The organism is uncultured Sphingopyxis sp. (assembly GCF_900078365.1).
Taxonomy (GTDB): domain Bacteria; phylum Pseudomonadota; class Alphaproteobacteria; order Sphingomonadales; family Sphingomonadaceae; genus Sphingopyxis.
This window is the reverse complement of record NZ_LT598653.1, coordinates 1,689,850-1,715,167: the sequence shown is the minus strand read 5'-3', so window position 1 is coordinate 1,715,167 and position 25,318 is coordinate 1,689,850. Positions and strand designations below refer to the sequence as shown.

General features: G+C 64.1%; 29 protein-coding genes, 2 tRNA genes and 1 pseudogene. 19 read left to right on the top strand and 13 right to left on the bottom strand.

Annotated elements, in window-relative coordinates; all coding sequences use genetic code 11:
- The first annotated feature begins 88 nt into the window (after window positions 1–88).
- From QZL87_RS07830 to mazF, 9 genes are all read left to right on the top strand, one after another.
- The gene (locus QZL87_RS07830; RefSeq protein ID WP_295326039.1) at window positions 89–937 is read left to right on the top strand and encodes a helix-turn-helix domain-containing protein; all 849 of its coding nucleotides are present in this window, start codon (window positions 89–91) and stop codon (window positions 935–937) included.
- Between the two features lie 296 nt (window positions 938–1,233).
- The gene (locus QZL87_RS07825; protein WP_295326036.1) at window positions 1,234–2,175 is read left to right on the top strand and encodes a hypothetical protein; all 942 of its coding nucleotides are present in this window, start codon (window positions 1,234–1,236) and stop codon (window positions 2,173–2,175) included.
- Window positions 2,129–3,127, top strand: coding sequence for a tRNA lysidine(34) synthetase TilS (gene tilS / locus QZL87_RS07820; protein WP_295326034.1), 999 nt, complete (start codon window positions 2,129–2,131; stop codon window positions 3,125–3,127). Before QZL87_RS07825 ends, tilS begins: the two co-directional genes overlap by 47 nt.
- A gap of 86 nt (window positions 3,128–3,213) precedes the next feature.
- Window positions 3,214–5,157 carry an ATP-dependent zinc metalloprotease FtsH gene (ftsH, locus tag QZL87_RS07815; RefSeq protein WP_295326032.1) on the top strand — a complete coding sequence of 648 codons (1,944 nt, stop codon included), beginning with the start codon at window positions 3,214–3,216 and terminating at the stop codon, window positions 5,155–5,157.
- A gap of 60 nt (window positions 5,158–5,217) precedes the next feature.
- A complete protein-coding gene (locus tag QZL87_RS07810; RefSeq protein WP_295326029.1) occupies window positions 5,218–5,604 on the top strand; it encodes a hypothetical protein in 387 nt (128 codons plus the stop codon).
- Window positions 5,605–5,642: 38 nt separating this feature from the next.
- On the top strand, window positions 5,643–6,128 hold the full coding sequence (locus QZL87_RS07805; protein WP_295326027.1) for a hypothetical protein: 486 nt from the start codon (window positions 5,643–5,645) through the stop codon (window positions 6,126–6,128).
- Between the two features lie 9 nt (window positions 6,129–6,137).
- Window positions 6,138–6,743: a DUF3800 domain-containing protein gene (locus QZL87_RS07800; protein WP_295326025.1), complete on the top strand. Its 606-nt coding sequence runs from the start codon at window positions 6,138–6,140 to the stop codon at window positions 6,741–6,743.
- A gap of 186 nt (window positions 6,744–6,929) precedes the next feature.
- Window positions 6,930–7,172, top strand: a complete 243-nt coding sequence (locus QZL87_RS07795) for an AbrB/MazE/SpoVT family DNA-binding domain-containing protein (RefSeq protein WP_295326023.1) — start codon at window positions 6,930–6,932, stop codon at window positions 7,170–7,172.
- Entirely contained in the window at window positions 7,172–7,507 is a 336-nt protein-coding gene (gene mazF / locus QZL87_RS07790) for an endoribonuclease MazF (protein ID WP_295326020.1), read from the top strand. The genes QZL87_RS07795 and mazF overlap by 1 nt, the downstream gene beginning before the upstream one ends.
- 112 nt (window positions 7,508–7,619) lie before the next feature.
- Here mazF and rpoZ read toward each other — a convergent pair whose 3' ends face one another.
- Window positions 7,620–7,964, bottom strand: a complete 345-nt coding sequence (rpoZ, locus tag QZL87_RS07785; protein ID WP_295326017.1) for a DNA-directed RNA polymerase subunit omega — start codon at window positions 7,962–7,964, stop codon at window positions 7,620–7,622.
- A 135-nt stretch (window positions 7,965–8,099) separates the two neighbouring features.
- On the opposite strand from rpoZ, the gene QZL87_RS07780 reads away from it, so the two are divergent.
- Window positions 8,100–9,290 carry a phosphatidylserine/phosphatidylglycerophosphate/cardiolipin synthase family protein gene (locus QZL87_RS07780; RefSeq protein WP_295326014.1) on the top strand — a complete coding sequence of 397 codons (1,191 nt, stop codon included), beginning with the start codon at window positions 8,100–8,102 and terminating at the stop codon, window positions 9,288–9,290.
- Here the strand turns inward: QZL87_RS07780 and QZL87_RS07775 are convergent.
- Window positions 9,287–9,925 carry a methyltransferase domain-containing protein gene (locus QZL87_RS07775; RefSeq protein WP_295326011.1) on the bottom strand — a complete coding sequence of 213 codons (639 nt, stop codon included), beginning with the start codon at window positions 9,923–9,925 and terminating at the stop codon, window positions 9,287–9,289. The two genes, QZL87_RS07780 and QZL87_RS07775, sit on opposite strands and share 4 nt — an antisense overlap.
- A 146-nt stretch (window positions 9,926–10,071) precedes the next feature.
- Between QZL87_RS07775 and QZL87_RS07770 the strand changes: the two genes are divergently transcribed.
- Window positions 10,072–11,373 carry an MFS transporter gene (locus tag QZL87_RS07770; protein WP_295326008.1) on the top strand — a complete coding sequence of 434 codons (1,302 nt, stop codon included), beginning with the start codon at window positions 10,072–10,074 and terminating at the stop codon, window positions 11,371–11,373.
- Here the strand turns inward: QZL87_RS07770 and QZL87_RS07765 are convergent.
- Window positions 11,370–13,691, bottom strand: a complete 2,322-nt coding sequence (locus QZL87_RS07765; RefSeq protein WP_295326003.1) for a CDC48 family AAA ATPase — start codon at window positions 13,689–13,691, stop codon at window positions 11,370–11,372. The two genes, QZL87_RS07770 and QZL87_RS07765, sit on opposite strands and share 4 nt — an antisense overlap.
- Before the next feature lie 134 nt (window positions 13,692–13,825).
- Between QZL87_RS07765 and QZL87_RS07760 the strand changes: the two genes are divergently transcribed.
- On the top strand, window positions 13,826–14,704 hold the full coding sequence (locus tag QZL87_RS07760) for a LysR substrate-binding domain-containing protein (RefSeq protein WP_295325998.1): 879 nt from the start codon (window positions 13,826–13,828) through the stop codon (window positions 14,702–14,704).
- Between the two features lie 96 nt (window positions 14,705–14,800).
- Window positions 14,801–16,321 carry a hypothetical protein gene (locus QZL87_RS07755; protein WP_295325994.1) on the top strand — a complete coding sequence of 507 codons (1,521 nt, stop codon included), beginning with the start codon at window positions 14,801–14,803 and terminating at the stop codon, window positions 16,319–16,321.
- Window positions 16,322–16,362: 41 nt separating this feature from the next.
- On the opposite strand, the gene QZL87_RS07750 is transcribed toward QZL87_RS07755, so the two are convergent.
- Window positions 16,363–16,437, bottom strand: a tRNA-Thr gene (locus tag QZL87_RS07750).
- Window positions 16,438–16,543: 106 nt separating this feature from the next.
- Here QZL87_RS07750 and QZL87_RS07745 point away from each other — a divergent pair.
- Window positions 16,544–16,687 (top strand): hypothetical protein, encoded by a 144-nt coding sequence (locus QZL87_RS07745; protein ID WP_295325990.1) that lies wholly within the window; start codon window positions 16,544–16,546, stop codon window positions 16,685–16,687.
- On the opposite strand, the gene QZL87_RS07740 is transcribed toward QZL87_RS07745, so the two are convergent.
- A complete protein-coding gene (locus tag QZL87_RS07740; protein ID WP_295325986.1) occupies window positions 16,677–16,991 on the bottom strand; it encodes a DUF1905 domain-containing protein in 315 nt (104 codons plus the stop codon). The genes QZL87_RS07745 and QZL87_RS07740 overlap by 11 nt on opposite strands.
- A gap of 5 nt (window positions 16,992–16,996) precedes the next feature.
- Complete coding sequence (locus tag QZL87_RS07735; RefSeq protein ID WP_295325983.1) at window positions 16,997–18,004, bottom strand: peptidylprolyl isomerase; 1,008 nt, start codon at window positions 18,002–18,004, stop codon at window positions 16,997–16,999.
- 73 nt (window positions 18,005–18,077) lie between these two features.
- Here QZL87_RS07735 and QZL87_RS07730 point away from each other — a divergent pair.
- The 5 genes from QZL87_RS07730 (at window position 18,078) to QZL87_RS07710 (ending at window position 20,785) form a co-directional block, all read left to right on the top strand.
- A tRNA-Ser gene (locus QZL87_RS07730) sits at window positions 18,078–18,168 on the top strand.
- A gap of 589 nt (window positions 18,169–18,757) precedes the next feature.
- Window positions 18,758–19,744 (top strand): helix-turn-helix transcriptional regulator, encoded by a 987-nt coding sequence (locus QZL87_RS07725; protein ID WP_295325980.1) that lies wholly within the window; start codon window positions 18,758–18,760, stop codon window positions 19,742–19,744.
- A gap of 48 nt (window positions 19,745–19,792) precedes the next feature.
- Window positions 19,793–20,260, top strand: coding sequence for a hypothetical protein (locus QZL87_RS07720; protein ID WP_295325977.1), 468 nt, complete (start codon window positions 19,793–19,795; stop codon window positions 20,258–20,260).
- Entirely contained in the window at window positions 20,253–20,495 is a 243-nt protein-coding gene (locus tag QZL87_RS07715) for a hypothetical protein (protein WP_295325974.1), read from the top strand. The genes QZL87_RS07720 and QZL87_RS07715 overlap by 8 nt, the downstream gene beginning before the upstream one ends.
- An 86-nt stretch (window positions 20,496–20,581) precedes the next feature.
- On the top strand, window positions 20,582–20,785 hold the full coding sequence (locus tag QZL87_RS07710) for a hypothetical protein (RefSeq protein WP_295325971.1): 204 nt from the start codon (window positions 20,582–20,584) through the stop codon (window positions 20,783–20,785).
- Here QZL87_RS07710 and QZL87_RS07705 read toward each other — a convergent pair.
- From QZL87_RS07705 to QZL87_RS07675, 7 genes and pseudogenes are all read right to left on the bottom strand, one after another.
- The gene (locus QZL87_RS07705; protein WP_295325968.1) at window positions 20,782–21,309 is read right to left on the bottom strand and encodes a MarR family winged helix-turn-helix transcriptional regulator; all 528 of its coding nucleotides are present in this window, start codon (window positions 21,307–21,309) and stop codon (window positions 20,782–20,784) included. The genes QZL87_RS07710 and QZL87_RS07705 overlap by 4 nt on opposite strands.
- Before the next feature lie 415 nt (window positions 21,310–21,724).
- A complete protein-coding gene (locus QZL87_RS07700; protein ID WP_295325965.1) occupies window positions 21,725–22,909 on the bottom strand; it encodes a lipase family protein in 1,185 nt (394 codons plus the stop codon).
- 23 nt (window positions 22,910–22,932) lie between these two features.
- Window positions 22,933–23,208 carry a hypothetical protein gene (locus tag QZL87_RS07695; protein ID WP_362989081.1) on the bottom strand — a complete coding sequence of 92 codons (276 nt, stop codon included), beginning with the start codon at window positions 23,206–23,208 and terminating at the stop codon, window positions 22,933–22,935.
- A gap of 128 nt (window positions 23,209–23,336) precedes the next feature.
- Window positions 23,337–23,810: pseudogene (locus QZL87_RS07690) on the bottom strand (IS110 family transposase); the annotation flags it as partial.
- Between the two features lie 397 nt (window positions 23,811–24,207).
- Window positions 24,208–24,465 (bottom strand): hypothetical protein, encoded by a 258-nt coding sequence (locus QZL87_RS07685; protein ID WP_295325962.1) that lies wholly within the window; start codon window positions 24,463–24,465, stop codon window positions 24,208–24,210.
- Window positions 24,466–24,481: 16 nt separating this feature from the next.
- Window positions 24,482–24,622 (bottom strand): hypothetical protein, encoded by a 141-nt coding sequence (locus tag QZL87_RS07680; protein ID WP_295325959.1) that lies wholly within the window; start codon window positions 24,620–24,622, stop codon window positions 24,482–24,484.
- The gene (locus QZL87_RS07675; RefSeq protein ID WP_295325957.1) at window positions 24,619–25,179 is read right to left on the bottom strand and encodes a hypothetical protein; all 561 of its coding nucleotides are present in this window, start codon (window positions 25,177–25,179) and stop codon (window positions 24,619–24,621) included. Before QZL87_RS07675 ends, QZL87_RS07680 begins: the two co-directional genes overlap by 4 nt.
- Between the last annotated feature and the right edge of the window lie 139 nt (window positions 25,180–25,318).

The following is a 25,318-nucleotide window of genomic DNA, read 5'->3' as shown; positions in this document are numbered from 1 at the left end:
CGAACTTCATTTGACTTTCTCGCGCCGTCAATGCGATGAACGGGCGACACGGTCGAACCTGGGTCCAACGACCGGCACGGAGACAGCAATGACGGATGAGGACGTCGCCCCCGAACAGGGCGAGTTGGCGATCACGCGCACCGGCGATCGGCTTCGGCTGGCGCGGGAGGCGGCGGGACTGTCGCTCGCCGACGTGGCGACGCGGACGCGCATCACCCAGCGCCACCTTGCCGCGATCGAGAAGTCCGATTTTTCGGAACTTCCGGGCCGGACCTATGTCACCGGTTTCGCGCGCGCCTATGCGCGCGCTGTCGATTTGCCCGAGGCTGAGATCGGCGCCGCGGTCCGCCAGGAGCTCGAGGACGACGAATATGGTTCGCGGCCGCTTTACGAGGCCTATGAGCCGACCGATCCCGCGCGCCTGCCGACGGCGCGGCTGACCTGGACGCTGGTCATCGTCACGCTGCTGCTCGCCTCGGCCTATGGCGTCTGGCGCTTCCTCTCGGTCGAACCCGACGAGGCGCTGATCGCCGCGCAGAACCGCGCCGCCGACGAATCCGAAGCGCCGCAGAGCGACGCCGCCCCGACGTCCGCGACCAAAGCCGGCGCTGCTGCCGTCGCGGCGAACGCGCCAGTCGTGCTGACCGGCCTTGCGGAAGTCTGGATCGGCTTCGACGATGCGACCGGCAAGACCGAGAACTGGCGCACGCTCGAAGCTGGCGAAGTCTATCAGGTGCCGCCCGCCTATATCGAACAATTCACGCTGCGCACGAGCATCCCGCAGGCGCTGCGGGTCACTGTCGGCGGCCGCGACGTCGGGTCGATCGGGCCCGCCGACACGCTCGTAAAGGGCGTTTCGCTGAAACCCGCCGACCTGACTGCACGCACCGAAGGCAGCGGGAGCAGCACTCCCACGGGGCCACGCCCCAAAGGCTGAGCCCAAAGGCTAGGACGGGTCGACATTTAGTTCCTGGTGAATCGAAAATGGTGGTTTTCCGTGACCCGGAGCGCAGCGTGCTTTTGGCACGTGAGCACCGGAAGCGCGGAAGACCGCCATTTGCAGGCCGCCGGGGGCTAAATGTCGATCCGTCCTAGGGGGTAAACAGGGCCTGAAACACCGGCCATCCGGGCCGGTTCGAACGGCAGCGCACCGAAATGGGTTTGCGCTGGCGCCGATTGCCGCGTTATGGCGGCGCAATTGGTTAATCAGTGGGGACCTAACGGCAGATGATGATGACGCGTCAGATCACTTTTCTCGGAGCGGCGGCGATCGCGCTCGCAGCGGCCATGCCGGCGGCGGCGCAGGACAACAACATCGGCAAGCGCGTGGAGCGGCTCGAGAAGGAAATGCGGGCCGTCCAACGCTCGGTCTTCCCCGGCGGCAACCCGACCTTTTTCGAAGGCGAGATCGCGCCCGACAACACGCCGGGCGAACGCTCGCGCGCCAACGCTCCGGTGATCGACCTGACCGCGCGGGTCGATGCGCTCGAGGAACAGTTGCAGACGCTGACCGGCCAGACCGAACAGAATGCCTATCATCTACGCGAACTCGAAAAGGCGTTCACCGCCCATAAGGCCGAAATGGACAAACGCTTTGCCGATCCGGCGGCGGTCGACCCGGCCGCAACTCCGGCGGGCCTCGCGCCCACGGTTAAGGCACCCGCGACCGTATCCACCGTGGCCGCAGCGCCGGCGAAGAAGCCCGCCGGCAAGCCGGCTGCAAAGCCTGGCTCCCCCGATGCGGCGCGGCTCGCGCTCGTCAAGAAGGTCGAAGTGCCGTCGACCGGCAACGAGACGAAGGACGCTTATGATTATGGCTATCGGCTATGGGACGCCAAGCTCTATCCCGAGGCGCAGGCGCAGTTGAAGACGGTCGCCGAAAAATGGCCGAAGAGCAGCTATGCGAGCTTCGCGCAGAATCTGCTCGGCCGCGCCTATCTCGACGAAGGCAAACCTAGCCTTGCCGCGGTCGCCTTCTATAATAACTACAAGGACCGCCCGAGCGGCCCCCGCGCGCCGCACAGCCTGATGTATATGGGCGTCGCACTCGACAAGCTCGGGCGCAAGTCCGATGCTTGCAAGGCGTTCCGCGAGCTCGACGAAGTCTATGGCGACAAGGCGCCGCAGGATGTCCGCACCGATGCTGCCGCCGCAAAAGCAAAAGCAGGCTGCTGATCGCGACCTCGCCGGCCGGTTGGCCCGCGGCATCGCGGCGCTGCTTGGCCCCGACTGGCACCGGCTCCATTACGGTGTCGCGGTATCGGGCGGCCCCGACAGCATGGCACTGCTCTGGTTGATGACCAGTCTGCTGCCCGGACAGGTCTGGGCGGCGACGGTCGATCACGGCCTCCGCAAGGGGTCTGACGACGAAGCGCGGATGGTCGCGGGCTTTTGCGCGCGCGAACATATCCCCCATTCGACGCTCGCACCCCCGGCGCCGATCATCGGATCGCAGCAGGCGGCGGCGCGCGCCGAACGCTATCGCCTGCTCGAACAATGGCGCGCGGCGAACGCGCTCGACCATATCGTCACCGCGCATCATGCCGACGATCAGCTCGAAACGATCGTGATGCGGCTCAACCGGTCGAGTGGCGTCGGCGGCCTCGCTGCGATCCGCGCGAAAAACGGCCTGATCCTGCGCCCGCTGCTCGACTGGCGGAGGAGCGAGCTCGTCGAGGTTGCGCTCGACAACGACCTGCCGTTCGTCGATGATCCATCGAACAGCAACGACCGCTTCGACCGCGCGCGGCTGCGCCACGCGCTGCGATCGCAGACCGCGCTCGATCCCGTCGCCGCGGCGAAATCGGCGGCTTGGCTTGCCGAGGCCGACGAGGCGCTCGACTGGGCGGTCGAGCGGCTGATCGCGTCATGGCCCGACGCCTCCGACATCGCGGTGATCCGCGACGATGGCTATCCCCCCGAGATGTTCCGCCGCATCGTCGCGCAGCGCCTGCGCGCCAACGCGCCCCAGCTCGTCCTGCGCGGCGCTTCGCTCGATGGCGTGATCGCCGCGATGCACGAGGGCCGCCGCGCGATGGTCGGCGAGCTGCTGATCGACGCGGTACGCGGCCTCGAAGGGACGATCTGGCGCATTTCCGCGGCGCCGCGGCGGAAAGCGCGCAAATAAGGCCGATTGCCTCATTGTCATTTAACCCGATTATCCTATCTTGGCAGCATTGAAGCGCCGCGCGCGCGGCTTTTGGAAAGATTCCGATGCAGGACGACAAGGAACCGCAGGGCAACCCCTGGATGAAGAGCGTGATGATCTGGAGCGGCATCCTGCTGGCCATGCTCCTCGTCGCCTCGATGTTCGGCGGCGCCGCACAGCCCGCGGGCAGTCCGCTCGCCTATTCGGAATTCCGCCAGAAGGTCGAGGAGGGCAGCGTCAAGGACGTCGTGCTGTCCGAAGACAAGGTGACCGGCACGCTGTCGAACGGCGACCGCTTCACCGCCAACGTCGTGCGCGATCCCGAGCTGCTCAAGATGCTCAACGAAAATGGCGTCAAATATGACGGAAAGGCGGCCGAAGTGCCGAATTTCTGGATGTATATGCTCGTCCAGTCGCTGCCCTTCCTGCTGATCCTCGGCATCGCCTTCTTCGTCTTCCGCCAGGTTCAGAAGAACAACGGCTCGGGCGCGATGGGCTTCGGCAAGTCACGCGCCAAGATGCTCACCGAAAAGCAGGGCCGCGTGACCTTTGACGATGTCGCGGGCATCGACGAGGCGCGCGAGGAGCTCGAGGAAATCGTCGAATTCCTGAAGGACCCGACCAAATTTTCGAAGCTCGGCGGCCAGATTCCGAAGGGCGCGCTGCTCGTCGGCTCGCCCGGCACCGGCAAGACCTTGCTCGCCCGCGCGATCGCGGGCGAGGCGGGCGTTCCCTTCTTCACCATTTCGGGCTCGGACTTCGTCGAGATGTTCGTCGGCGTCGGCGCATCGCGCGTGCGCGATATGTTCGAGCAGGCCAAGCGCAACGCGCCGTGCATCGTCTTCATCGACGAGATCGACGCCGTCGGCCGCCACCGCGGCGCCGGGCTCGGAAACGGCAACGACGAGCGCGAACAGACGCTGAACCAGCTCCTCGTCGAGATGGACGGCTTCGAGGCGAACGAAGGCATCATCATCGTCGCCGCGACCAACCGTCCCGACGTGCTCGACCCCGCCCTCCTCCGCCCCGGCCGCTTCGACCGCCAGGTCGTCGTGCCGCGCCCCGACATCGAGGGGCGCCAGAAGATCCTCGAGGTCCATACGCGCAAGAAGCCGCTCGCGCCCGACGTCGACCTGCGCCGCATCGCGCGCGGAACTCCGGGTTTCTCGGGCGCCGATCTGGCTAATCTTTGCAACGAAGCGGCATTGCTCGCGGCGCGCAAGGGCAAGCGCCTGATCGCCTCGAACGAGTTCGAGGAAGCCAAGGACAAGGTCATGATGGGCGCCGAGCGCCGCTCGATGGTGATGACCGAGGACGAGAAGAAGGCGACCGCCTATCACGAGGCCGGCCACGCGCTCGTCTCGCTTCATGTCGAACACAACGACCCGCTGCACAAGGTCACGATCATCCCGCGCGGCCGCGCGTTGGGCGTGACGTGGAACCTGCCCGAGCGCGACCGTTATTCGCAGAATATGAAGCAGATGAAGGCGCGCCTCGCGCTCTGCTTCGGCGGCCGCATCGCCGAGCAGCTCATCTACGGCAAGGACGAACTCAACACCGGCGCGTCGAACGACATCCAGCAGGCGACCGACATGGCGCGCGCCATGGTCATGGAATATGGCATGTCCGAAAAATTGGGCTGGCTGCGCTATCGCGACAATCAGGACGAGGTTTTCCTCGGCCACAGCGTGTCGCGCGCCCAGAACATGTCCGAAGAGACCGCCAAGCTGATCGACGCCGAAGTCCGCCGCCTTGTCGAGGAAGGCGAAAAGGTCGCGCGCAAGGTCCTCACCGACCATATCGACGAGCTCCACCTGCTTGCTGGCGCACTACTCGAATATGAAACCCTGTCGGGCGAGGAAGCGAAGCGCGCGATCAAGGGCGAAGACATCGGCCGCGAGGACGATGCCGGCAAGCGCGGCACGCCCATTTCGGGCCATGCTGGCGGCCTGCCGCAAATCAAGCGCAAGCCGCGTCCGTTCGGCGACGCCAATCCCCAAGGGGCATAGGCTTCGCGCCTAGCCCCTTCGATTCAGGGAGCATTCATTGGCCGGGGGCAGGTACGGGGCATGATAAACGCCAAACAAGCGCGCGTCCTGCCTGTCCTGCTCGCTGCACCTTTCCTCTGCGCCATGGCGCCGGGCGACATGAGCGTTGCGGCATTTCTGGCGCGCGCGGCCTCGATCGAACGGCTCGGTCCGCTCGCACTCGCGACGCCGCAAGGCCATCAGCTAAAGGGCGAAGTCGTCGCGGCAGGCAAACGCTACAAGGCGCGGATCGACGCCGAACGCCGCGCCGGGCGCAAGACGACGAGTTGCCCGCCCGAATCGGGCAGCCTCACCCCCGATCAATGGCTGTCGCACCTGCGCAGCTATCCGGTCGCTGTGCGCAGGAAGGTCAGCGTCTATTCGGCCTTCGATGCCCTGATGAAGAAACGCTATCCCTGCCCTGCCTGATGCGCCAAAAGTGCGGAAGGACCGAAGGAGATGCCTATATGATCGGCAAGGTGGGGACTATATTGGCCGCGGCGATGTTTCTGGCCGTCAACTCCGGAGCGGCGGCGGCGCAGGACAGCGGCGCGCTGACGAGCAGGATCGAACTTGAGAGATCGACGACCGCTGCAGACGGCCAACCCGCGAAAAAGACCTATGTTGCGCCCGACGTCGTCGTGCCCGGAGACCGTGTGCGCGTCACTCTGACCTTTATCAACAGGGGCGCCGCCCCCGCCTCAGGCGTCAATCTGGTCAATCCTATTCCCGAGGGTCTGGCTTATGACGGGACCGACGACGCCGCGGGATTCGGTGTCTCGGTCGACGCCGGCAAGAATTTCGGCCCGCTCGCCGATCTCGCCGTGCCAGTCGAAGGCTCAGTCCCTCGCCCCGCCACAACCGCCGACGTCACGCATGTCCGCTGGCTCTGGCCCGACGCCATCGCGTCCGGCGAGAGCCGATCGGTCGCCTTTTTCGGGCGCGTGCGGTAACCAGCGGGAATGACGATCTATTGCGACGAATCGGGCGGGCTCAACGCGGGCGCGATGACCTTCTCGGCGGTGATGCTGACACCCCAGGCCGCGACCGAAATCCATGACCGGTTCCGCGGCGTCACGGGACTGCGCGGCGAGCTCAAGGGCAGCCGCATCAGCCTCGTCGAGCGCGCCTATCTGCTCGAACTGTTCGATCGCGCCGGCGGCCGGGCGTGGGTCGCGGTCGCCAAGCGCGACCAGCTCGCCCAAAATCCGGGCGGAACGCTGCCGAGCGATCTGGCGCTCTATGCCGCGCTGCTCGATCTCGCGATCGGGCGCTGGCTACCCGAGACGGGCGGTGTCTGCACCGACGTCGTGATCGACGATGGCCGCTACGATCCCAAGATACTCGCGGGCGTCCGCGAAGAGATACAGGCAGGCCTCGGCCAATGGGGCCGCGCCTCGCTCGCCGACAGCCGCCGCAGCGACGGCGTCCAGATCGCCGACGTGATCGCCAACAGCCTGTTCAACATCGCGGTCGGTTCACAGCGCGCGCGCCGCATCCAGCGAATACTCGACCCGATGCTCGCGTCGAAAACGATCCGCATCACCGAACTCACCCAGCTTCCATAAGCCAAGGCCGGTCATCCGGCATTTCGGTTGATATTTATTGTAAGGCAATTGCCCGCGAACATTGCGGACGATGAGAGAGCCGGGCGTTTGAGAAGAAGCGCTGCCCTATCGCAAATGTAGATACATTTGTTGACACATTGCTGCATTCTGCTAATGTATCATTATCATTGCAGAATGGAGTCTCCGATGGGCATCCTGGTAAAAAAGTGGGGCAATAGTGCGGCAATCCGCATCCCTTCCGGACTCATGGTGGCGGCTGCGCTGAATGTCGGCCAGGAGGTCGAAGTTCGCGAAGAAGGCGGTCGGCTCATCATCGAACCGGTTTTGAAGCCTGCTTACACGCTCGACGAACTGCTTGCGGGCATGAAACCGGAGACGTTCCACGAGATTGTCGATTTTGGTCCACCGGTTGGTAATGAGATGCTTTGATGGTCAGTCGCTATGTGCCCGACACTGGCGATATTGTGTGGCTGCAATTCGATCCCCAGGCAGGGCACGAGCAAGCCGGTCATCGCCCCGCCCTCGTCCTCTCGCCTGCTGCGTACAACAAGACGCGGGGCATGATGATTTGCTGCCCGATGACGAGCCAGATCAAAGGCTATCCATTCGAAGTTGTCGTGTCTCAAGCACCACCCAGCGTCGCCTTGTCCGATCAGATCAAGAGCCTCGATTGGAAGGCGCGAGGGGCGAGAAAAAAAGGTGCCGTATCAAAGGCTGTGATCGATGAGGTACGCGCAAAGGTTGGTGCGCTCTTGGGCTTTTAGTCGCTCCGACGCGGACGGCTGGCTGTGGCGGCTTATCAGGCCCGTTTTGCCGGAGAATCCAAAGGGCCGCAGTTTCCTGCGGCCCCGTTGGTGATTCTGATGCAAGCGGCGCTTATTCGAAGTCGTTGCCGCCGCCCGCGGGACTGCGCGGCGGCGCAGCGGCGGTCAGGCGCAGGGCTTCCGCCGAACGGCTGATCGAACTGATTTCATCGGGCGTGTCGTCATCGTCGACGACGACCTTCTGCATCGAGCCGACGAGCGTTTCCTGCAGATCCTTGGGACGGATCGTCTGCTCGGCGATCTCGCGCAGCGCGACAACGGGGTTCTTGTCGCGGTCGCGGTCGACGGTCAGTTCCGAGCCGCCCGAGATTTCACGCGCGCGATGCGCCGAAAGCAGCACCAGGTCGAAGCGGTTGGAAATCTTGTCGACGCAATCCTCGACGGTAACGCGGGCCATATTGTTTCCTTAGATATCGGAGAGACCAGCCTTTGGGGCATGGCGGCAAGCGCTGCGCGCTAGCAGGGAGACCCGCCGATGTCAACCAAAGCGGCGCTCTTGCGGCCCTTATAGCTGCCAGCCTATGAGCGGTGGATGACCGACGCCTGCCCTCCAGCCGACCTGCATCAGCGTCTGTCGGCGGATGTGGCGGGCCACCGGCTCGAACTGCTCTTCGACGGCGGCGATCGGCTGGCGCGGCTGCTCGACCTGATCGGCGGCGCGGCGCACAGCGTCGATATGATCATGTATATCTTCGAGGGCGATGCGGCTGGCCGGCGCATCCTCGATGCGCTGCTGGCTGCCGCCAGACGCGGGGTGCGCGTGCGCGCGGTCATCGACAGCTTCGGATCGGTGGAAACCCCCGACAGCCTGTTCGAACCGCTGCGGGAAGCGGGTGGCAGCGTGACCTTCTTCTCGCGGCGCTGGCGGTCGACCTATCTGATCCGCAATCATCAGAAGCTGATCCTCATCGACGAATATGTTGCGGTGACCGGCGGGTTCAATATCGCCGACGACTATCTGAGCCCGCCGCGCAGCGATTGCTGGTTCGACATCGGGATGGTCATCACCGGACCAACCGTCGTCCATGCGGCGCGATGGTTCGCCGAGATCCACGATTATACCGTTCATGACGACGGCAAGGTGCTGACCCTACGGCGGCTGATCCGCGAATGGCCGGTCGGCGGGGAAGCCGTCTCCTGGCTGGTCGGCGGTCCGACGCAGCGGCTCTCCCCTTGGGCGCGCGCTGTGCGCGCCGACCTCGATGATGCGCGGCAGCTCGACATGGCGATGGCCTATTTCTCGCCGGGCCAGGGCATGCTGCGCCGGCTCGGCCGCGTCGCGCGCCGCGGTCGCGCACGCTTCGTGATGGCTGGCAAGTCGGACAATCCGGCGACGATCGGCGCGTCGCGGCTACTTTACGGCTATCTGCTGCGCAAAACCGCCGACGTCTGGGAATATCGGCCGTGCCGGCTGCACATGAAGCTGATCGTCATCGACGATATCGTCTATATCGGATCGGCCAATTTCGACGTCCGCAGCCTGTTCGTGAATGTCGAAGTGATGGTGCGGATCGTCGACGCAGGATTTGCCGAAAAGATGCGCAACTTCCTTTCGAGCCTGCGCCCCGACTGCGAAATCATCACGCCCGAATCGCACAAGGCACGCGGCAACTGGCTGACCCGGCTGCGCTGGACGCTCGCCTGGTTCGTCGTCGGCGTCGTCGATTATACGGTGTCGCGGAAACTCAACTTCGGGCTCGCGGATCCCGATCCGGAAGTTTAGTCCTTCCAGCCCCAGAAGAGGAAGCAGGGCGGGACGTTCACCCATTCGAACGCATTGTCGATGCGCTTAAAATGCGCCGCGAGGAAATCACGAGCGCGGGCGCGGAACTGATAGACAAGGAAGGCGCCGCCCGGGCGAAGCACGCGGTGCGTCGCTGCGGCGATGGCAGGGCCGACGCCCGCGGGCAGGGTCGAAAACGGCAGGCCCGACAGGACATAGTCGGCCTGCTCGAAGCCATGTGCGCGGACGATCGCCTCGACGTCGGCGGCCGAGCCGTGGACCGCGATGAAGCGGCTGTCGCGAATGTCCCGCCGGAGATAGTCGATGAAATCCTCGTTGGTGTCGATCGCGATCAGCGTCGCGTCACCCGCCATATGTTCGAGCACAGGGCGGCAGAAAGTGCCGACGCCGGGCCCATATTCGACGAACAGCTTCGTATTCTTCCAGTCCACGGGGCGGAGCATGTGGCGGATCAGCGTCGGCGATGAGGGCACGATCGACCCCACCATGACCGGGTGCTTGATGAAGCCGCGGACGAACATGCCCCACGGCCCGAAAAAGCGTTTGAGGCCCTCGCGCAGCCGGCGGGCCAGCGGGAGTTTCGTTTGTTGGGCCTGCGCCCGCGGATTGGTCATGATGGCTTTCGCGTTGTTGCGGTTGGCAAAGGCGTGGCAAAATCAGCACGCTCGCGCAAGGAAAGAGTCTGTCTTGACTCTGGACAGCGAGGCGTCCGCGTGTAGGGAGAAGCGGCGTTACCGGCTGTAAACGAAGAGGGGCGGACATGGCGACAACATCGCATTCCATCCCTCCCGATCGCATGGCGGTGCTGTTCGCAGTGATGCTGGTCGCCGCGGCAGGCAATACGGCGATGCAGTCGATCCTGCCCGCCATCGGCACCGAGCTCAAGATACCCGATGTCTGGGTCAGCTTGGCGTTCAGCTGGTCGGCCTTGCTCTGGGTTCTCACCGCGCCGCATTGGGCACGCCAATCCGACAAGCGCGGCCGCAAGGTGTTGATGGCCCTCGGCGTCGTCGGTTTCCTGTCGTCGATGGCGCTGTGCGGGATCGTCCTCTGGGCCGGGCTGGCCGGTCTTGTAGGCGCCGGCGTCACCTTCATCGCCTTCGCCCTGTTTCGCAGCCTTTACGGTGGCCTCGGATCGGCCTCGCCCCCGGCCGTGCAGGCCTATGTCGCCTCGCGCACCGATCCCCAGCAACGCACGCAGGCGCTGTCGCTCGTTTCCTCCTCCTTCGGCCTCGGCACGGTGATCGGCCCGGCGGTCGCGCCCTATTTCATCCTTCCCGTCGTCGGACTCGCGGGGCCGATGTTCGTCTTTGCGCTGATCGGGCTCGTCGTGCTCGTCATGCTGCGCTGGCGCCTGCCCAACGACACGCCGCGCTTCGCCGCGCGCGGCGCGATCGCCCCCTACCCGCTTTCCGCCGGGCCGCCAGAACCGACCGGCGAGGAAGAAAACGAGCCCGACGCGCCCGAACAGGAATCCCTGGGCTGGCGCGATGGACGGGTGCGTCCATGGCTGCTCGCAGGCTTTCTGGGCGGGCAGGCCCAGGCGATGATGCTCGGCGTCATTGGTTTCTTGATTCTCGACCGGCTCCATTTGCGCCCGACACCCAAAATCGGCGCCGATATCACCGGCACCGTCCTGATGTCGGGCGCCATCGCGACTTTGCTGGCGCAATGGGGGCTCATCCCGCTGTTCAAGCTGACCCCGCGCGCCACCGTATTGTGGGGCGCCGCGCTGGCCGGTGTCGGCATCCTGATGACCGGACTCGCACAGGATCAGCACGCGATCACGATCGGTTTCGCGACCGGCTCGCTCGGCTTTGGCCTGTTTCGTCCCGGCTTCACCGCGGGCGCGTCGCTTTCGGTGCCGCGCCGCGACCAAGGGAGCGTCGCCGGCATGACCGCGTCGATCAACGGCTCGGCCTATATCATCTCGCCCGCGGTCGGCGTGCTGCTCTATAACTGGCACCCGATGGCCGCCTACAGCCTGATGGCCGGCTTCTGCGGCTGGCTGGTGATATGGGGCTGGTCCGCGCTCAGGCAGGACCAGCCCGCTTCCTTCTAGTCGTTGGGTTCCTCATGCTTGCGCTCACGGGAAGGCTTGAGCATGCCGGGCGCGAAGAAGCCGATCGGATCGACGCTCATCGCCGCCTGTTTGATCTCGCCCTGGATCTTTTCATAATCCCGCTCCATCGCTTCGGTCACCGATGCGCGCGTGTCCTTCAGCGCCGTCTCGAAATCTTCCATCGTCACCGTTTCGCTGCCCATCGAACGCTTGAGCGCGGCAAGCCCTGCGCGCCGGGTCAGATCCTCGAGGTCGGCGCCGGTGAAACGGTCGGACTTTCCGGCCAGGACGCCAAGGTCGACGTCGTCCGCGAGCGGCATCTTCGCCGTCTGGATTTCGAGGATGCGTTTGCGCCCTTCGGCATTGGGCACAGAGACGTAGATCAGTTCGTCGAGCCGCCCCGGGCGCAGCAGCGCCGGGTCGATCAGGTTCGGGCGATTGGTCGCGCCGATGACGACGACCGACTGCATCTCCTCGATCCCGTCCATCTCGGCGAGAATCGTGTTGACGACGCGCTCGGTGACCTGCGGCTCGCCGGACGTCCCGCTGCCGCGGGCGGGCACGAGGCTGTCGAGTTCGTCAATGAAGATGATCGTCGGCGCGACGGCACGTGCGCGCTGGAACAGCCGCGCGATCTGTTGCTCGCTCTCACCATACCATTTCGACAAGAGGTCCGACGATTTGATCGAGATGAAGTTCGCATCCGATTCGCGCGCTGCGGCCTTGGCGAGCAAGGTCTTGCCGGTTCCGGGCGGACCATAGAGCAAGAAACCCTTGGCCGGACGGATACCCAGGCGCCGAAACGCCGCGGGGTTCTTCAGCGGCAGCTCGATCCCCTCGATCAGCTTGTCGCGCGCCGCGTCGAGCCCGCCGATGTCGCTCCAGCGCGTCTTGGGCGCCTGCACCATCACCTCGCGCATCGCCGAGGGCTGGACGCGTTTCAACGCATTGTTGAAGTCCTCGCGCGTCACGCGCAGTTCCTCGAGCACCTCGGGCGGGATCGTCCCTTCCTCGAGATTGAGCTTGGGCATGATCCGGCGCACCGCCTCGATCGCCGCTTCGCGGGTCAGCGCCGCCATATCAGCGCCGACGAAGCCGAAGGTCGTGCGCGACAGCTCGTCGAGATCGACATTGTCGCCCAGCGGCATGCCGCGCGTGTGGATGCCCAATATCTCGCGCCGCCCCTTTTCGTCGGGGACACCGATCACAATCTCGCGGTCGAAGCGACCCGGACGGCGCAGCGCCTCGTCGATCGCGTCTGGGCGATTGGTCGCCGCGATCACCACCAGATTCGTTCGCGGCTCCAGCCCGTCCATCAGCGTCAGCAACTGCGCCACGAGCCGCTTTTCCGCCTCACCCTGCACCTGCCCACGCTTCGGTGCGATCGAATCGATCTCGTCGATGAACAGGATCGACGGCGCGGACTTGGCCGCCTGCTCGAAGATGTCGCGCAGCCGCTTTTCGGATTCGCCATAAGCGGACCCCATGATTTCGGGCCCATTGATCAGGAAGAATTGCGCTTCGCTTTCATTGGCGACCGCGCGCGCGAGCCGCGTCTTGCCCGTCCCCGGCGGGCCGTGCAGCAGCACCCCGCGCGGCGGATCGACGCCCAGCCGACGGAACAGCTCGGGATAGCGCAGCGGCAGCTCGACCATCTCGCGCAGCTGGTCGATCGTCTCGCCCAGCCCGCCGAGATCGTCATAGGTGACGTCGGTGCGGCGCGCGTCCTGCGGCTCCTGATATTCGGGGAGCAATTCGATTTCGGTATTCTCGTCGATGAAGACGACGCCCTTGGGGGTCGCGGAGACGACGAGCAGGCGCACCTCGGCGAGCGCATAGGCAGGCGCGTTGAGCATCTGGCGAAGCTGCGGCGGCATGTCGCCCGACGGCAACCGCTGCTGCCCCGCGGTCGCGACCGTATCCCCTGCGACAAGCGGACGGCCGAAGAAGCTGCGCTTCAGCGCGTTGGCCGAACCCTGAAGGCGAAGATTCTCCTGCGCCGGCGCGAACACCACACGGGTCGCCGGGCGCGTCTCGACACGGCTGAGCATCACCATGTCGCCGGCGCCTGCGCCGGCATTGGCGCGCTGCAAGCCGTCGAGCCGGATGACCTCCAGCCCCTCATCCTCAGTATAAGGCGCGACGATGCGCGAGGCCGTCTGCCGCTTGCCGCTGATCTGGATGATATCGCCCTCGGTCACGCCGAGTTCAGCCATCGCCGAGCGCGGAATGCGGGCGATGCCGCCGCCGCTTTCCTCGGCGCGCGAATTCGCCACCTGCAGTTTCACATGTTTTTCTTTTACCGCCGCATCGGCCAAGGCGCGTCTCCCTCAAAAAGGTCAGAATGCCGAAGATAGGATCGTCGTTCCCGATTTGCGACCCTGTTCCTTTATGACGCACCGCACAAATTTCTGGCAAGTCCGCCACGCCCATGCCATCATCGGTGATCGATATGCCCCGCCTCCCCCCTCTCAGCAGCATGGAAGCCTTTCTCGAGGTCGCCCGTCACGGCACGGTCAAAGCGGCGGCGGTTGAGCTCGGCCTGTCGATGCCCGCGCTGTCGCGCCGCATCCAGACGCTCGAACATGCCGTGGGGCGCCCGCTGTTCAACCGGCATCACCATGGACTCAGCCTCACCGAGACCGGGCGCGCGCTGCACGCGCAATTGTCGCCGCTTCTCGACGAACTGCGCACGGTGATCGGCCAGGCGGGTAGTCCCGACGCGTCGCTCCGCCTCCATCTCAACGTCCTGCCGCTCTTCGCGCAGCAGCGGCTGTTCCCGCGCCTTCCCGAACTCCGGCGCCAGCATCCCGAACTGCATATCGATATCGACACCATGTCGCACGGCGAGGCGCGCCTCGGCGAGGGCATCGACGCGGCGATCGCGCTCGCCCGCTCGATCGATCCGATGCTCTACGCGGCGCGGCTCGATCAGGACAAGGTGCTCCCGATCGCGTCGCGGACGCTGGCCGACGGCGACCGCCCGATAACGGTGCCCGAACAGATGCAGCGGATGACTGTCCTGCTGCACAGGGAAATGCCCGAGACCTTTTCCGAATGGAAAAAGGCGATCGGCATGCCCTATCTCGAGCCGGCCGGGACCGACTATTTCGATTCGGGCCCTCTGATGCTCGAGGCCGCGGCGCAGGGCATCGGCGTCGCCTTCATGCACGGCCATCATTTCGACGATGCGCACGACCCGCGCCTCGTCCGCTTGTTCGACTTCGACGTCGACAGCCCTTACAGCTACTGGTTCGTCTGCCGCCCGCGCGCGCTGCGCCAGCCAGCGGTCAAGCTGTTCCACGACTGGCTGCTGGCCGCCAGGATCTGACGCGGCGGATTAAGCGGCCGTTCATGGCCGCGCACCGACCTTGGACCGCGACATGCAACCCTTGAGGCTGAATATTAACTGGCGAGCTCCGACACTGTGAAACGCCGAGAGACATTTGGGCTGGCGGCAGGTTTTGCCATTTCGGCGCTTGGCGTCGGGCGATCGTCCGCTGCGCGGGATACCGCCGATGACGAGGTGCTGGCGGGCATAATGGCCCGCCTGGCGGCCACGGGGCGCGCTTATCTGCCGTCGGGCACCTACAAATTGTCGAAGCCGCTTGTCATCCCCCCCGGCGTTCTCGAAGGCGGCAGAGTGACGCTGGATTTCCGTGATGCCGACCCGGCGAATTTTCCGGACCGGATTTGCGTGCTGGTGAAAGGCGCGCCAAAGACGCGACTACCCGATCTGAGCGGCAATTTGACGATCGGCGCCGACCTGTTCCGCTTCAAAGCCCCCCACGGCCTTTCGGCCGGAGACGCGTTCCAGCTCTCCGGAACCGTCGATTTCGCCGGCAACGGATATCGCCACTATTATCGCAAGGGCGAAATTTTCCGTGTCGAGCATGTCGTCGATGCCACGACCGTCAGGGTCGCCGCCGGCTGCCGCGACACCTATCGGGCTGCGGAGGTCGAGGTGTGGAAACGGGCCGGCGACCGCTTCACCCAAGCCTGCACGTCGCTAACCATTCTGGGGCGCGACGACATCAAGCTTTCCCTTCGCCTCGCCGCACTCGACCGCACGGTCATCGATAATGTCCGGGTCGAACGCGGCAAGCACAGTGCTCTTTCCTTTACGGACTGTTTCGGAATTAGAGGCGAGAACATCGTCGCGCGCCAATTCTCCGACGCGCATGAGGGCTATGGCATCCTTGTCGGTAATAGCCAGGACGTGCGGCTGCGTGGAGACGTTTACGGCTATTTCAACGGTATCGCGGTCGGCGGCGGCCTGACCAAAGGCGGCAAGATCGGAATGAACCGCGACATTCATTTTGAAGGGACGGGAGCCAGCGACCCGGTGGGCGGCCTGTCCGGTGCGAATTTTCACGGAAACACCGAATATAGCAGCTATCGCGGCACGTTCAGGAACGGCGTCACCCTGGCCGGCAACAAGAACGAGGCGCATGGCGAATTCATCGGAGGCAGCGGGCGTAGCGTCATTCGTTTTGGCGAGATGCACGGACATGAATTTCGTGTCAGTGGCGTGGCGCGAACAAATGGCGCCGATCTGAAAATCCAGCACGGTGCGATTCACCAGCCCGATTACGGAATGCACGCACGCTATGGCGGCCGCACTGTCCTCGACCTGCAACTCCACGTCGCGCAAGCCACGCGAATCATCTGGTGGCGCCCGCAGAAGCTTTCGCGCGCCGATGCCGTCCTCGAACTTCGCCTTGATATCGTTGAAGCTCATCCCACGACGCGATTCATGGCGCTGCGGCGACAAGGCTCGAAGGGCCGCGCGTTTCCCTCGGTCGAACTCCGGCAATTTGTCCTGCGCGACGATCGCGTGCCGATCCGCTGGTGGGTGGATAGTGACACCCGCCTCGGTGGCCCTGCCGCTGCAAACGCGCTCTCCGCGAAGCGAGCCATCATCTCCAGAGCGCAAGCGTATAAATAGCCATACGCGAGAAGGTTCAGCGATTTGCGAATGTGGGAAAATGGTGCTGCTGGACAGGATTGAACTGTCGACCTCGTCATTACCAATGACGCGCTCTACCACTGAGCTACAGCAGCAACCGGGCCGCCCGCCAACGCATGTTCGCTGGGCAGGCGCGGCCTATGGCGGGGCGCCCGTCGCCTGTCAAGACGCGAGGCTTGACGATGCGGCGATTTCGCGGGCATGGCCGCGTTCGTGAGCAAGACGCCCTCCCCCGCAGACATCGAGCGCGAGCGTCGGCTCGCCGAAGCGTTGCGCGCCAATCTGCGCAAGCGCAAGACGCGAGCCCGCGACGCGAAGGCCGAAGCAGCGCCGCCTAAAGACTGACCGTCACGGTCACCACATCGCCCTCGGCGAGGCCCTCCGCCTTGCGGACCCCCGCCTTGACCGGCAGCAGCCAGCCGCCGCTTTCCCTGTGCGGGAACACCGAAGTCCTCCACCGCGTGCCGCCGATTCGCGCCTCGACGCGCGCAGAGCCGAATCCCTTTCGCCCGTCCAGCCACTGTCCGGTCATCGCCGCCACGCGAATCCCGTCTGCATCGTCGCCCGCTATCGTCACGAAAAACCAAGCGGCGGACGCCGTCGCCGATTGCCAGCGCCAGAGCGGCGTGGTGAGCGTGAAATCCTCCACCGGCCCTATTGCGCCGCCACCGGACGAACGGGAACCGGGATATTGCAGATGTCCGCGCCGCCCGCCGGGCGAACGAAGAAAGGGTCGCGCCGGTTGGCGCGCGCATCAGCATAGGGCGCAAAGCTGTCGCTTTCGGTCGACAGATATTCGAAGCGCGGCTGGTCTGCGGTCGGCAGTTCGCTCGCGATGCGGATCGACGCGATCGGCGTGCGCTCGGCCTCCGTATTGTAGAAACCAAGCGCCTCCGTCCCGCGCGGCAGGCTCGACAGATGCTCGATCCCGCTGACGACGCGGCCGACGAGCGCGATGTTGCGGTCGAGATGGCGCGGCGCATGGCCGATCACGGCGTAGAGTTCAGCCCCACTGCCGGTATCGGGCGACAGGTTGCGGCCGACGCCGACCATTGCGTAGCAGTGGACGGGCCAGCCCGTTTGCGTCTGACGGTCGACGGCGATCGGCCAACCCTGGAATGTAATGGTCTCGTCGGCGTATGGATCACGCGGGATGGCGCGTTTGATCGCCCGAATTTTGCCGTCGCCCGGCTGCCGAAAAGCCGCGCGCAACGCGTCCTCATCGGCCTTCATCTTCGCGCGCAATGCGGCCAGCACATCCTCACCGAGCGCCATTTCATACGCACTCTCCGGCACCGTCGCCAACCCCTCGGGCAACGCCTTCTTCTCGGTCGCATCGCCCCATTGGACGACATAATTGTCCTGCACCCGGTTGATGCTCGTCCCGTCCCACCAATGCGCCGCGGCGAGCTTGCGGATATTGCCGATCCAGCCCTGGCTGAACGGCGCAGGCATCAACTGGATGACGACGCGGCGCGGTTTGCCCTTCGCATCGGGCGCAAGCTCCATCACCAACAGGTCCGAAGCGGTGATGGCGATCCAGTCGTTCGCCGGCGCCGCCGCGACGATTTCGCCCGGCGACGGGGCCGGCGCGGGCTCGGCAGCGGCGACGGGCAGGATGAGCGATGCAGCCGTAGCGGCCGCCAGCAACAGATATTTCATGGCCGATGTCTGCCACGCCCAATCGGCTTGCGAAAGCCCCGCCAAACGATTAGGGCGCGCGTTCCAAGCACGCGGAGCGGTGGCCGAGTGGTCGAAGGCGCTCGCCTGGAAAGTGAGTATACGTCAAAAGCGTATCGAGGGTTCGAATCCCTCCCGCTCCGCCATTCATGGGTCCGCAGCGGTCCAGCGATATCGACTTTTTCTCCTTAAATTCTGATGCTTAGATTGCTCGAGTTTCCGTAGCGGTTCGCAACCGTTCGGAGCCCTCCAATGCCAATCCGGGTACTGATCCATGGTATCGGCGGTCCAAAAGCATGGCATCTTAGGAGAAGAGAAATGCTGAGCGAAATCAAGATCAAAGCTGCCAGGCCGCGCCCTAAACCCTATAAGGTGTCCGATGGCGGCAGATTGCTGCTTCTTGTGCCCCCTAACGGCGGCAAACTCTGACGCTGGGACATCCATGACGGCAAGCAAAAGAACATGGCTTTCGGGGCCTAGCCGCTGGTCAAGCTTTATGAATTGGCAGGATCGAATCTATTGTGTCTTTCAGAGCAATAGGACCAATAAAGGTGACTGGGTAGGAAACGCCAATTTTCCGCTACGGAATCCTCAAATATTCAATAGATATCAATGTGGTAAATTTATGCTGCGCGTGTCGCGAGAAAAAATGGTTTCGACCAACTTAACTACAGCCTAAGTGACTTGGGGGACCACCGTATAGGAACGGGAGACTGTGTGTGGGGGTCGGACGATATGCCTAGAGAACATGGAGACCGGGACCAACCCGGCAGTGGACTGCAACGACTCAACGCCGGTGAACGCGCGTGCCTGAAGCTGGTCGGCGAAGGCAAATCGTCCAAACAGATCGGACGCGAGCTCGATCTCTCGCCTCATACCATCGATGACCGAGTCCGCTCTGCTTGCGAAAAGCTGGGAGCGAGCAATCGCGCCGAGGCGGCCAAAATTTACTGGTCCGAAATTTCCATAGATAATACAGAATCTTATGATGAGACCTCAAAATTGAGGTATGAAAATTCGGGGATTCCGGGCGCTGCGAATTCACGCAACAAGAAGCTGTCGGCGGGGGAAAGCGACGGCTCCGACGAATATGACCGCGAACGGCTTCGCAGGCTGGTTTCTCTTGCAGATTCCCGCCGTGGGAAAGTGCGGTCGAAGGATAGCCATCCGATCGCTACATTCTTTTGGGGCACCAACAAGCTTCCTGCGGGACGGCGCATCCTCGTCATTCTTGCCATCGCATTCGGCTTTGTCGTGGCGCTGGGCACGGTGGTCAACGGTTTGAGCCTTCTTTCCAAGATGCTTGATGCCCCGGAGGGGGCCGTCTCCCAGCGGAGCGGCCGAGGGAGTAAAAATATGCTCAAGGAACGTCTCGCCGCCGCGAACAAGGTCGCAACCGAACTCTCCGAAGCCGAAGCTGCGGTCGATCTTGCGATCGCCAAAATCGCAGCTTTGGTCAATTCGCTGCCCAATGCCCAGGCGGCCGTCAAACTCTCGCCTGTGGTCGGCGACACGGCTTATGGTCACATCCAAGGCACAGTGGCGTCGCTTTTCACCGCCCGGTCCAGGCTGGTAGCCTTTCATCATGAAATGGACGGCATTAAGAATCATCTCGGGCTCCGCAATTTCCGGGTGAGGGCCGCCGGTGACGCCGTGAAAATCCTCGAGCCGCAAGGGCGCAACGACGACGCCGTCACCGCCTCCGACGCGCAGGCGGCCTGACCGGACATATCCCCAGGTCGTGCGACAAGAATAAGAAAGACGATCGTCATGATCTGGGGCTATATCTTCATAGCGCTGATCCTCGCTGCCACCGGTTATGTTCTCTGCGCAGGCGACCGGGATGCTCGGCTTGCCATGCTCACACTGGTTGGCGCTTCAGCCCTCACGGTTCTGACCGTCTATATCTCGGGGCAATATTATGAGACGGCGAACGGCTTGGTTGCGTTGGTGGACTTCCTCCTGTTCGGAGCGTTTTTGTGGTTGGCGCTGGTCAGTCGCCGCTATTGGACACTTTGCCTTCCAGCGCTTCAACTGATTGTCTGCCTCACTCATATTGCCAAGTTCCTCGCGCCTGACATCCTTCCGCGCGCTTATGTCGCCGGTCAGGGCCATTGGTCCTACTACCAGATCATTCTGATCGTGATGGCGGCCCATATGCACAGGGCGCGCCGAAAACTCCTTCGGGAATGGCTGCGTGGCCGCAGACCGTCAAAGGACGGAATTCACAATGTTTGATCCTGACAGAGAGAAGCCGTCGGCGGACTACTTGTTACGCGCAATGGCGATCATGAAGAGCATGGACGCGGGCGCGAACCTGATTTCGGAAATATCCTATGCGACGGCGTTGCCGGTGACGACCGTCATCCGGACCGCAGCCATTCTGGCCGATGACCGGATCATCAAAGCGACCCTTGTCGGAAGCGATGTGGAACTGTCGTTTATCCGCCGCGGACTACCGCTCCAACCCTGAACCTAAATCCGGTTTCCCCACCCGCTTGCATCTGTTAAGCGGCTGCGCCTCTTCCGCGAAGGAGGGCGAGGCCGCGAGGGGAAACCATGGCTGACAGCGAGCAAGACAAGATTGCCATCCGTGCCGTCAGGGACCAATTGCGGGTCACGCTCGCAGAACTCGACCGGCTGGAAATCCGGATGGCCGGCAATGAGGTCAATGCCGCGATCGAGGTGCTGAACGATCGTCTCGGCGAACAAGCCGACCCGGCCGAAATCGAGCGGCTGCAGCGCCGCCACTTCTCCAACTAGTCTTCGATATCGTCGAAATACTCGTCCATTTTTGCGCGAGCCGTATCGCTCATGGCAAGGAATATCCTCCTGCGATCGTGAGGATCCTGCGATCGCACAAGATGGCCTTCTTCCTCCAGCGTCTTGATCCAGCGTAGCGCCGTCGTCGCGGGGACCGCAGCGGCAATGCACAGGCTCGAGACCGGGACCTTCTGCCCTTCATAATGCGCCGCATAGAGATCTAGGAGCATATCCCAGCCGGGATCGGCGAGGAGGTAGGAAGGAAACTGCCGCTCGCGCTTCCGGCGATGCCGGATGATTTGCCTGACCATTCGCGCGCGCGCGCAGTCAAACGATACCGGCACCGGTTGCGGCATGGTCACAGACGGCACATAAGATTTTCGTTCTACGACGGGATTCATGCCTTCGTGCGCGGTGCCATTTCGAGCAGCCAGCTGCAACACTAGGCTGGTCAGCCGAGCCACTTCGGCCTCGATCATCTGAAGCTTGTCTTCTGCGCCCGAGTCCCCCGATACGCCGCCCATGATTGCATGCATTAGTCCACCCCCGTGCTTGCAATGACGGCATCAACATGCCCCAGTTTGAATGTGGTTACCGCTTATTAATCATCCAAAGCGGACCGCGATCGCAGCCAAACTGGCAGTAACTGACTTCCGCCCACCGCTCCATCGCGGCCAAAAGCGAGAACCAGATAGTACACCGGATCAGAACCGCTGGGCGAATGGACGCCCAAGCAGCGGTCAGAATGACGCCATAGCGGTGACATTCGAAGAACGCGCCGTGAAGCTGCGTACCTTGGCTCGTTTGCTCGGGTTGCATGCCAGCAACCCATCTTGGCACCTAGATGCCGTGAGCGGGAGCCATCCACCTCATCCGCTTCTGGGCGCAGATTGCAGGGCAATCGGCGGCTCGATCCACCGTAGATTGTCCCCTTGCCGTTCAACTCTCCTTGCTCGCCCCTGTACAATTTGGCGCGATGGCTTCCCCGGCCATCACGCGGAGCGCGAAAACCCGCGAATCGGCGAACGAGCGGTTGACCGTCCCCGAATGGTCGAGCCCCGGATAGACGTGCCATTCGATCGTCGAACCCGCGGCGCAGGCGCCATCGACGACCGTTTTCTGCATCGCCGCGGGCGTGTCGACATCCTGGGCGCCGGTGCCGATGAACACCGGCGTGGCGATATGGAGCGTCGGATAGCCGGCATAGGTCAGCATCGGTGCATAATGGCGCCAGAAGTCGGTCTTGAAGCTGTTGGCGCGGGTCAGTCCCGCATCGACCACCGCATTGAACATATCGACGACGCAGGTGTCGGCGGCTTGCCGGTAGAGCGGCATCGCGCGCTCGGTGATCACGGCGGCGGGATCATATTTGGGGTCGATCTGCTGCGCCGCCGAGGCGATATAGAGGAGGTAGGCGATCAGCCGGTCGGGCTTGTCACCATCGCTGCGGCTCGTCTCCCTCGCCACGGCGAGATTGGGGAGGCCGGTGGCGATCGTTCCGCGCAGATTGACGTCGGGCGCATAGTCCGCCGCATAGCCCGCGGTGGCAAAGGCCGCGCCGGCACCCTGCGACTGGCCGACGAGCAGCACCTTGTTCGCGAGGCCGAAATCGCCGCCGAGCACGGCGCGCACCGCATCGAGAGTCGAATAGGCGGCGGCGCGGCTGTTGAGATAGGGGTGTGGGCCCGGCGAGCCCAGTCCCTGATAATCGGTCGCGACGACGGCATAGCCCTCGCCCAGCCAATGATCGAGATAAGTGCGGTCGCGCGCCGAGCGCGGGTTGCGCGACGGCGCGCAATCGTCGCCGATGCCGACGGTACCGTGCGCCCAGGCGATCAGCGGCCAGCCCCCCGCGGGCGGCGTGCCCTTGGGGATGAACAGCGCGCCGGTCACCGGCACCGCGCCGCTGCCGGTGACGCCGTCGGTCGAGCCGTAACGGATCGCAAAGGCCTGCGCCGCGCCGTCGAGGCCGAACTCGAGCGCGAGCGGTGCGCGTTCGATCAGCGTTCCCGCCACGGGAGCGGGCGCCGCCTGCGCGGCAGGCGCCTCTGCCGCCAGCGCCGGGGTTCCCGTCGCGAGGCCGAAGGCGGCGAGGATTGCCGCCGGTCGCATCCATTTGGGCATCGCTTTTCTCCCTTTCCTGACCATTAGAAGCGCGCCGTGGCGGCGAGATAATAGGTGCGGCCGAGCACGTCATAGGTGCTCGCGTCGGTCTGGCCGAGCACGCCGCTCACCACCGGCGGCGTCTTGTCGAACAGATTGTTCACCCCGAAGCGCAGGCTGAAGCGCTCGGCCGGGTCGACGCGCAGCGAGAGGTCGAAATAGTCATAAGCCTTGACCCCCGGCGTCGTGCTCGCTGCGTTGGTGACTTTCGACGCGTCGATCATCGCACCGATGTGCCGCCAGCGCACCAGCGCGCTCATGTTGTCGGTGCCGAAGGTGAAGGATGTGGTTGATCGCCAGCGCGGGAGCGTCGTCCCCGATCCGATCGTGCGGCTGAAATCCTGGAACGGCCCGCCGGGGAGATTCTGGATATCGCCAGCAGGCGCTCGAGCCCAATGCGCCCCACCGGCGCCACGATCCCAAACTCCGACATATGGGCCCGCGTCGCGTTCGACAGCTGAGTGCGCTGGCGGTTGAGCATCAGTCGGACCCGGTGAAGCATCATCACGCTCTGCTGCTCCGGAGTCTTCACCGTCACGAACCGCATCGCCGGCCGCGTCACCGCCTCGCAGATCGCCTCGGCATCGGCAGCGTCATTCTTGCCGCGCTTCACATAGGGCTTCACATATTGCGCCGGCATCAACCGAACATCATGCCCCAGCGCGATCAACTCCCGGGCCCAATGATGCGATGTACTGCAGGCCTCGATGCCGACCAGACATCGCGGTAGTTTCGCGAAGAACGGAATTACCCGCGCCCGGCACAGGCGCTTGCGCACCAGGACCTCGCCTGCGGCATCAACACCGTGGACCTGAAACACCGACTTAGCGATATCCAACCCGACTGTTGCAATCTTCTCCATCGTAGCTCTCCTTCCAGCTCATCCTGCGGATCATACCGCGGGGAGTTGGAGAGCCGTCCACGTCATCACTTGGAGACAGCCTGCTTTCGGCAATTAAACAAGGAGATCGGACGTTCCACGCGAATCCAGAGCACCCTCTTTCCAGAGCATCGAGATTTAGTGGTTAGACTTCAACGTCTTCCGCCAGTGTCAGTGCATGCGTCCCATAGTCTCGCTTCGGAGCCCAACTGCAGTCACCCACTCGTCGACGACACGCATATTGACGTGCGCTCATAGCCGAAGAGACGCGATGTGCCCAGGAGCACCAGCATTGTCGCGGCAAGAACCGCGAGCGCGGTTCCCGGAAGCATCGACGGGTGGCGCTGCGGGGAAGGCGCGAGCGATTCCGGAAAGCGTTTCATTCCGCCGTCCTCGCCGCTCCCTTCGCCGGCGTGCCGCCCGCGTTCACCGGCGGCGCCGAGGGACTTGCCGCAATCAGCCACGCCATCGCCGCGAAGGATAAGCAGGCGGAGACGAGCCAGCCGCGCCAATTGCGCTCGGTCACCGCGAACATAAGGCTGTAGAGGCCCACGACCCCGGCAACGATGACGAGGCCCAATATGTCTTCGAGCGGGTAGGTCCAGCGGACCGACAGACCCGCCAGTTCGGTCGACATGTCTATCTCCATCCGATCAGGTGGCGGCGCGCAATGCCGTCCCGACGAGCCAGCAGGTCGCGGCAAAAAGCGTGGTAAAGGCGATCATGAGAAGCAGCCGGGTTCTGCATCCCATTTCGAGCGGCGGATATTCCAGCCGTTGCGAGGAGTGTCTCATGAGCGCGCCGCCTTCCGCCCGGCCATGTCCGCGGGCGCGCAACGTTCATTGAGCGCGCTCACGAGCGCCAGCATTTCGCGTCGCGCGATGGTGGGTGCGGCGATCCTGGGATCGCACCAGAGATCACTGTAGAGGTCTGCATAGGTCCGCAGATCTCCGAACGCTTTGCCTCCCTGCCGGTCCAACCGCCCCTCTATTTCGGCGGCGGTTTCGCGAGCGCGTCCGATCGGCAGCCCCTGACCTGTAACGGGGCCGAAGGCGGCGCGCCGCTGCGCCTCTACGGCGAGCCGGCCAGGGGGCGTCGCGAAGAAATTCTGCAGCGCGGCTTCGATCGCGAACGGCGTCGCCGGGCCTGCCGTCAGCCGCAGCGCCGCTGCCAGCAATTGATCTTCGGCGAGGACGGAATGTTCCAGCCGCTCGATTTCGGTCAGTCCGCAGTCCGACGGAGTCCGCAATCGTGCCGCTTCCAGCGGATCGGCGAGCATCGCGCTCGCCCCGAATGCCGCCTCCCTGATGAGGTGATCGAGCAGCGATTGCTGCTCCAAGGGATTGTTCACGCAATTTCTCCATCGCCGCCGGCGCCGAACGCCAGGCGGATAAAGGTTCGAACGGGGTCGTGGGCGGGGGCGCCGGATTAACCGGTCGCGCTGCCGTCCTGGCGGGAGACACCCCGGGCCCGCCGGATGCGGGCCCGGG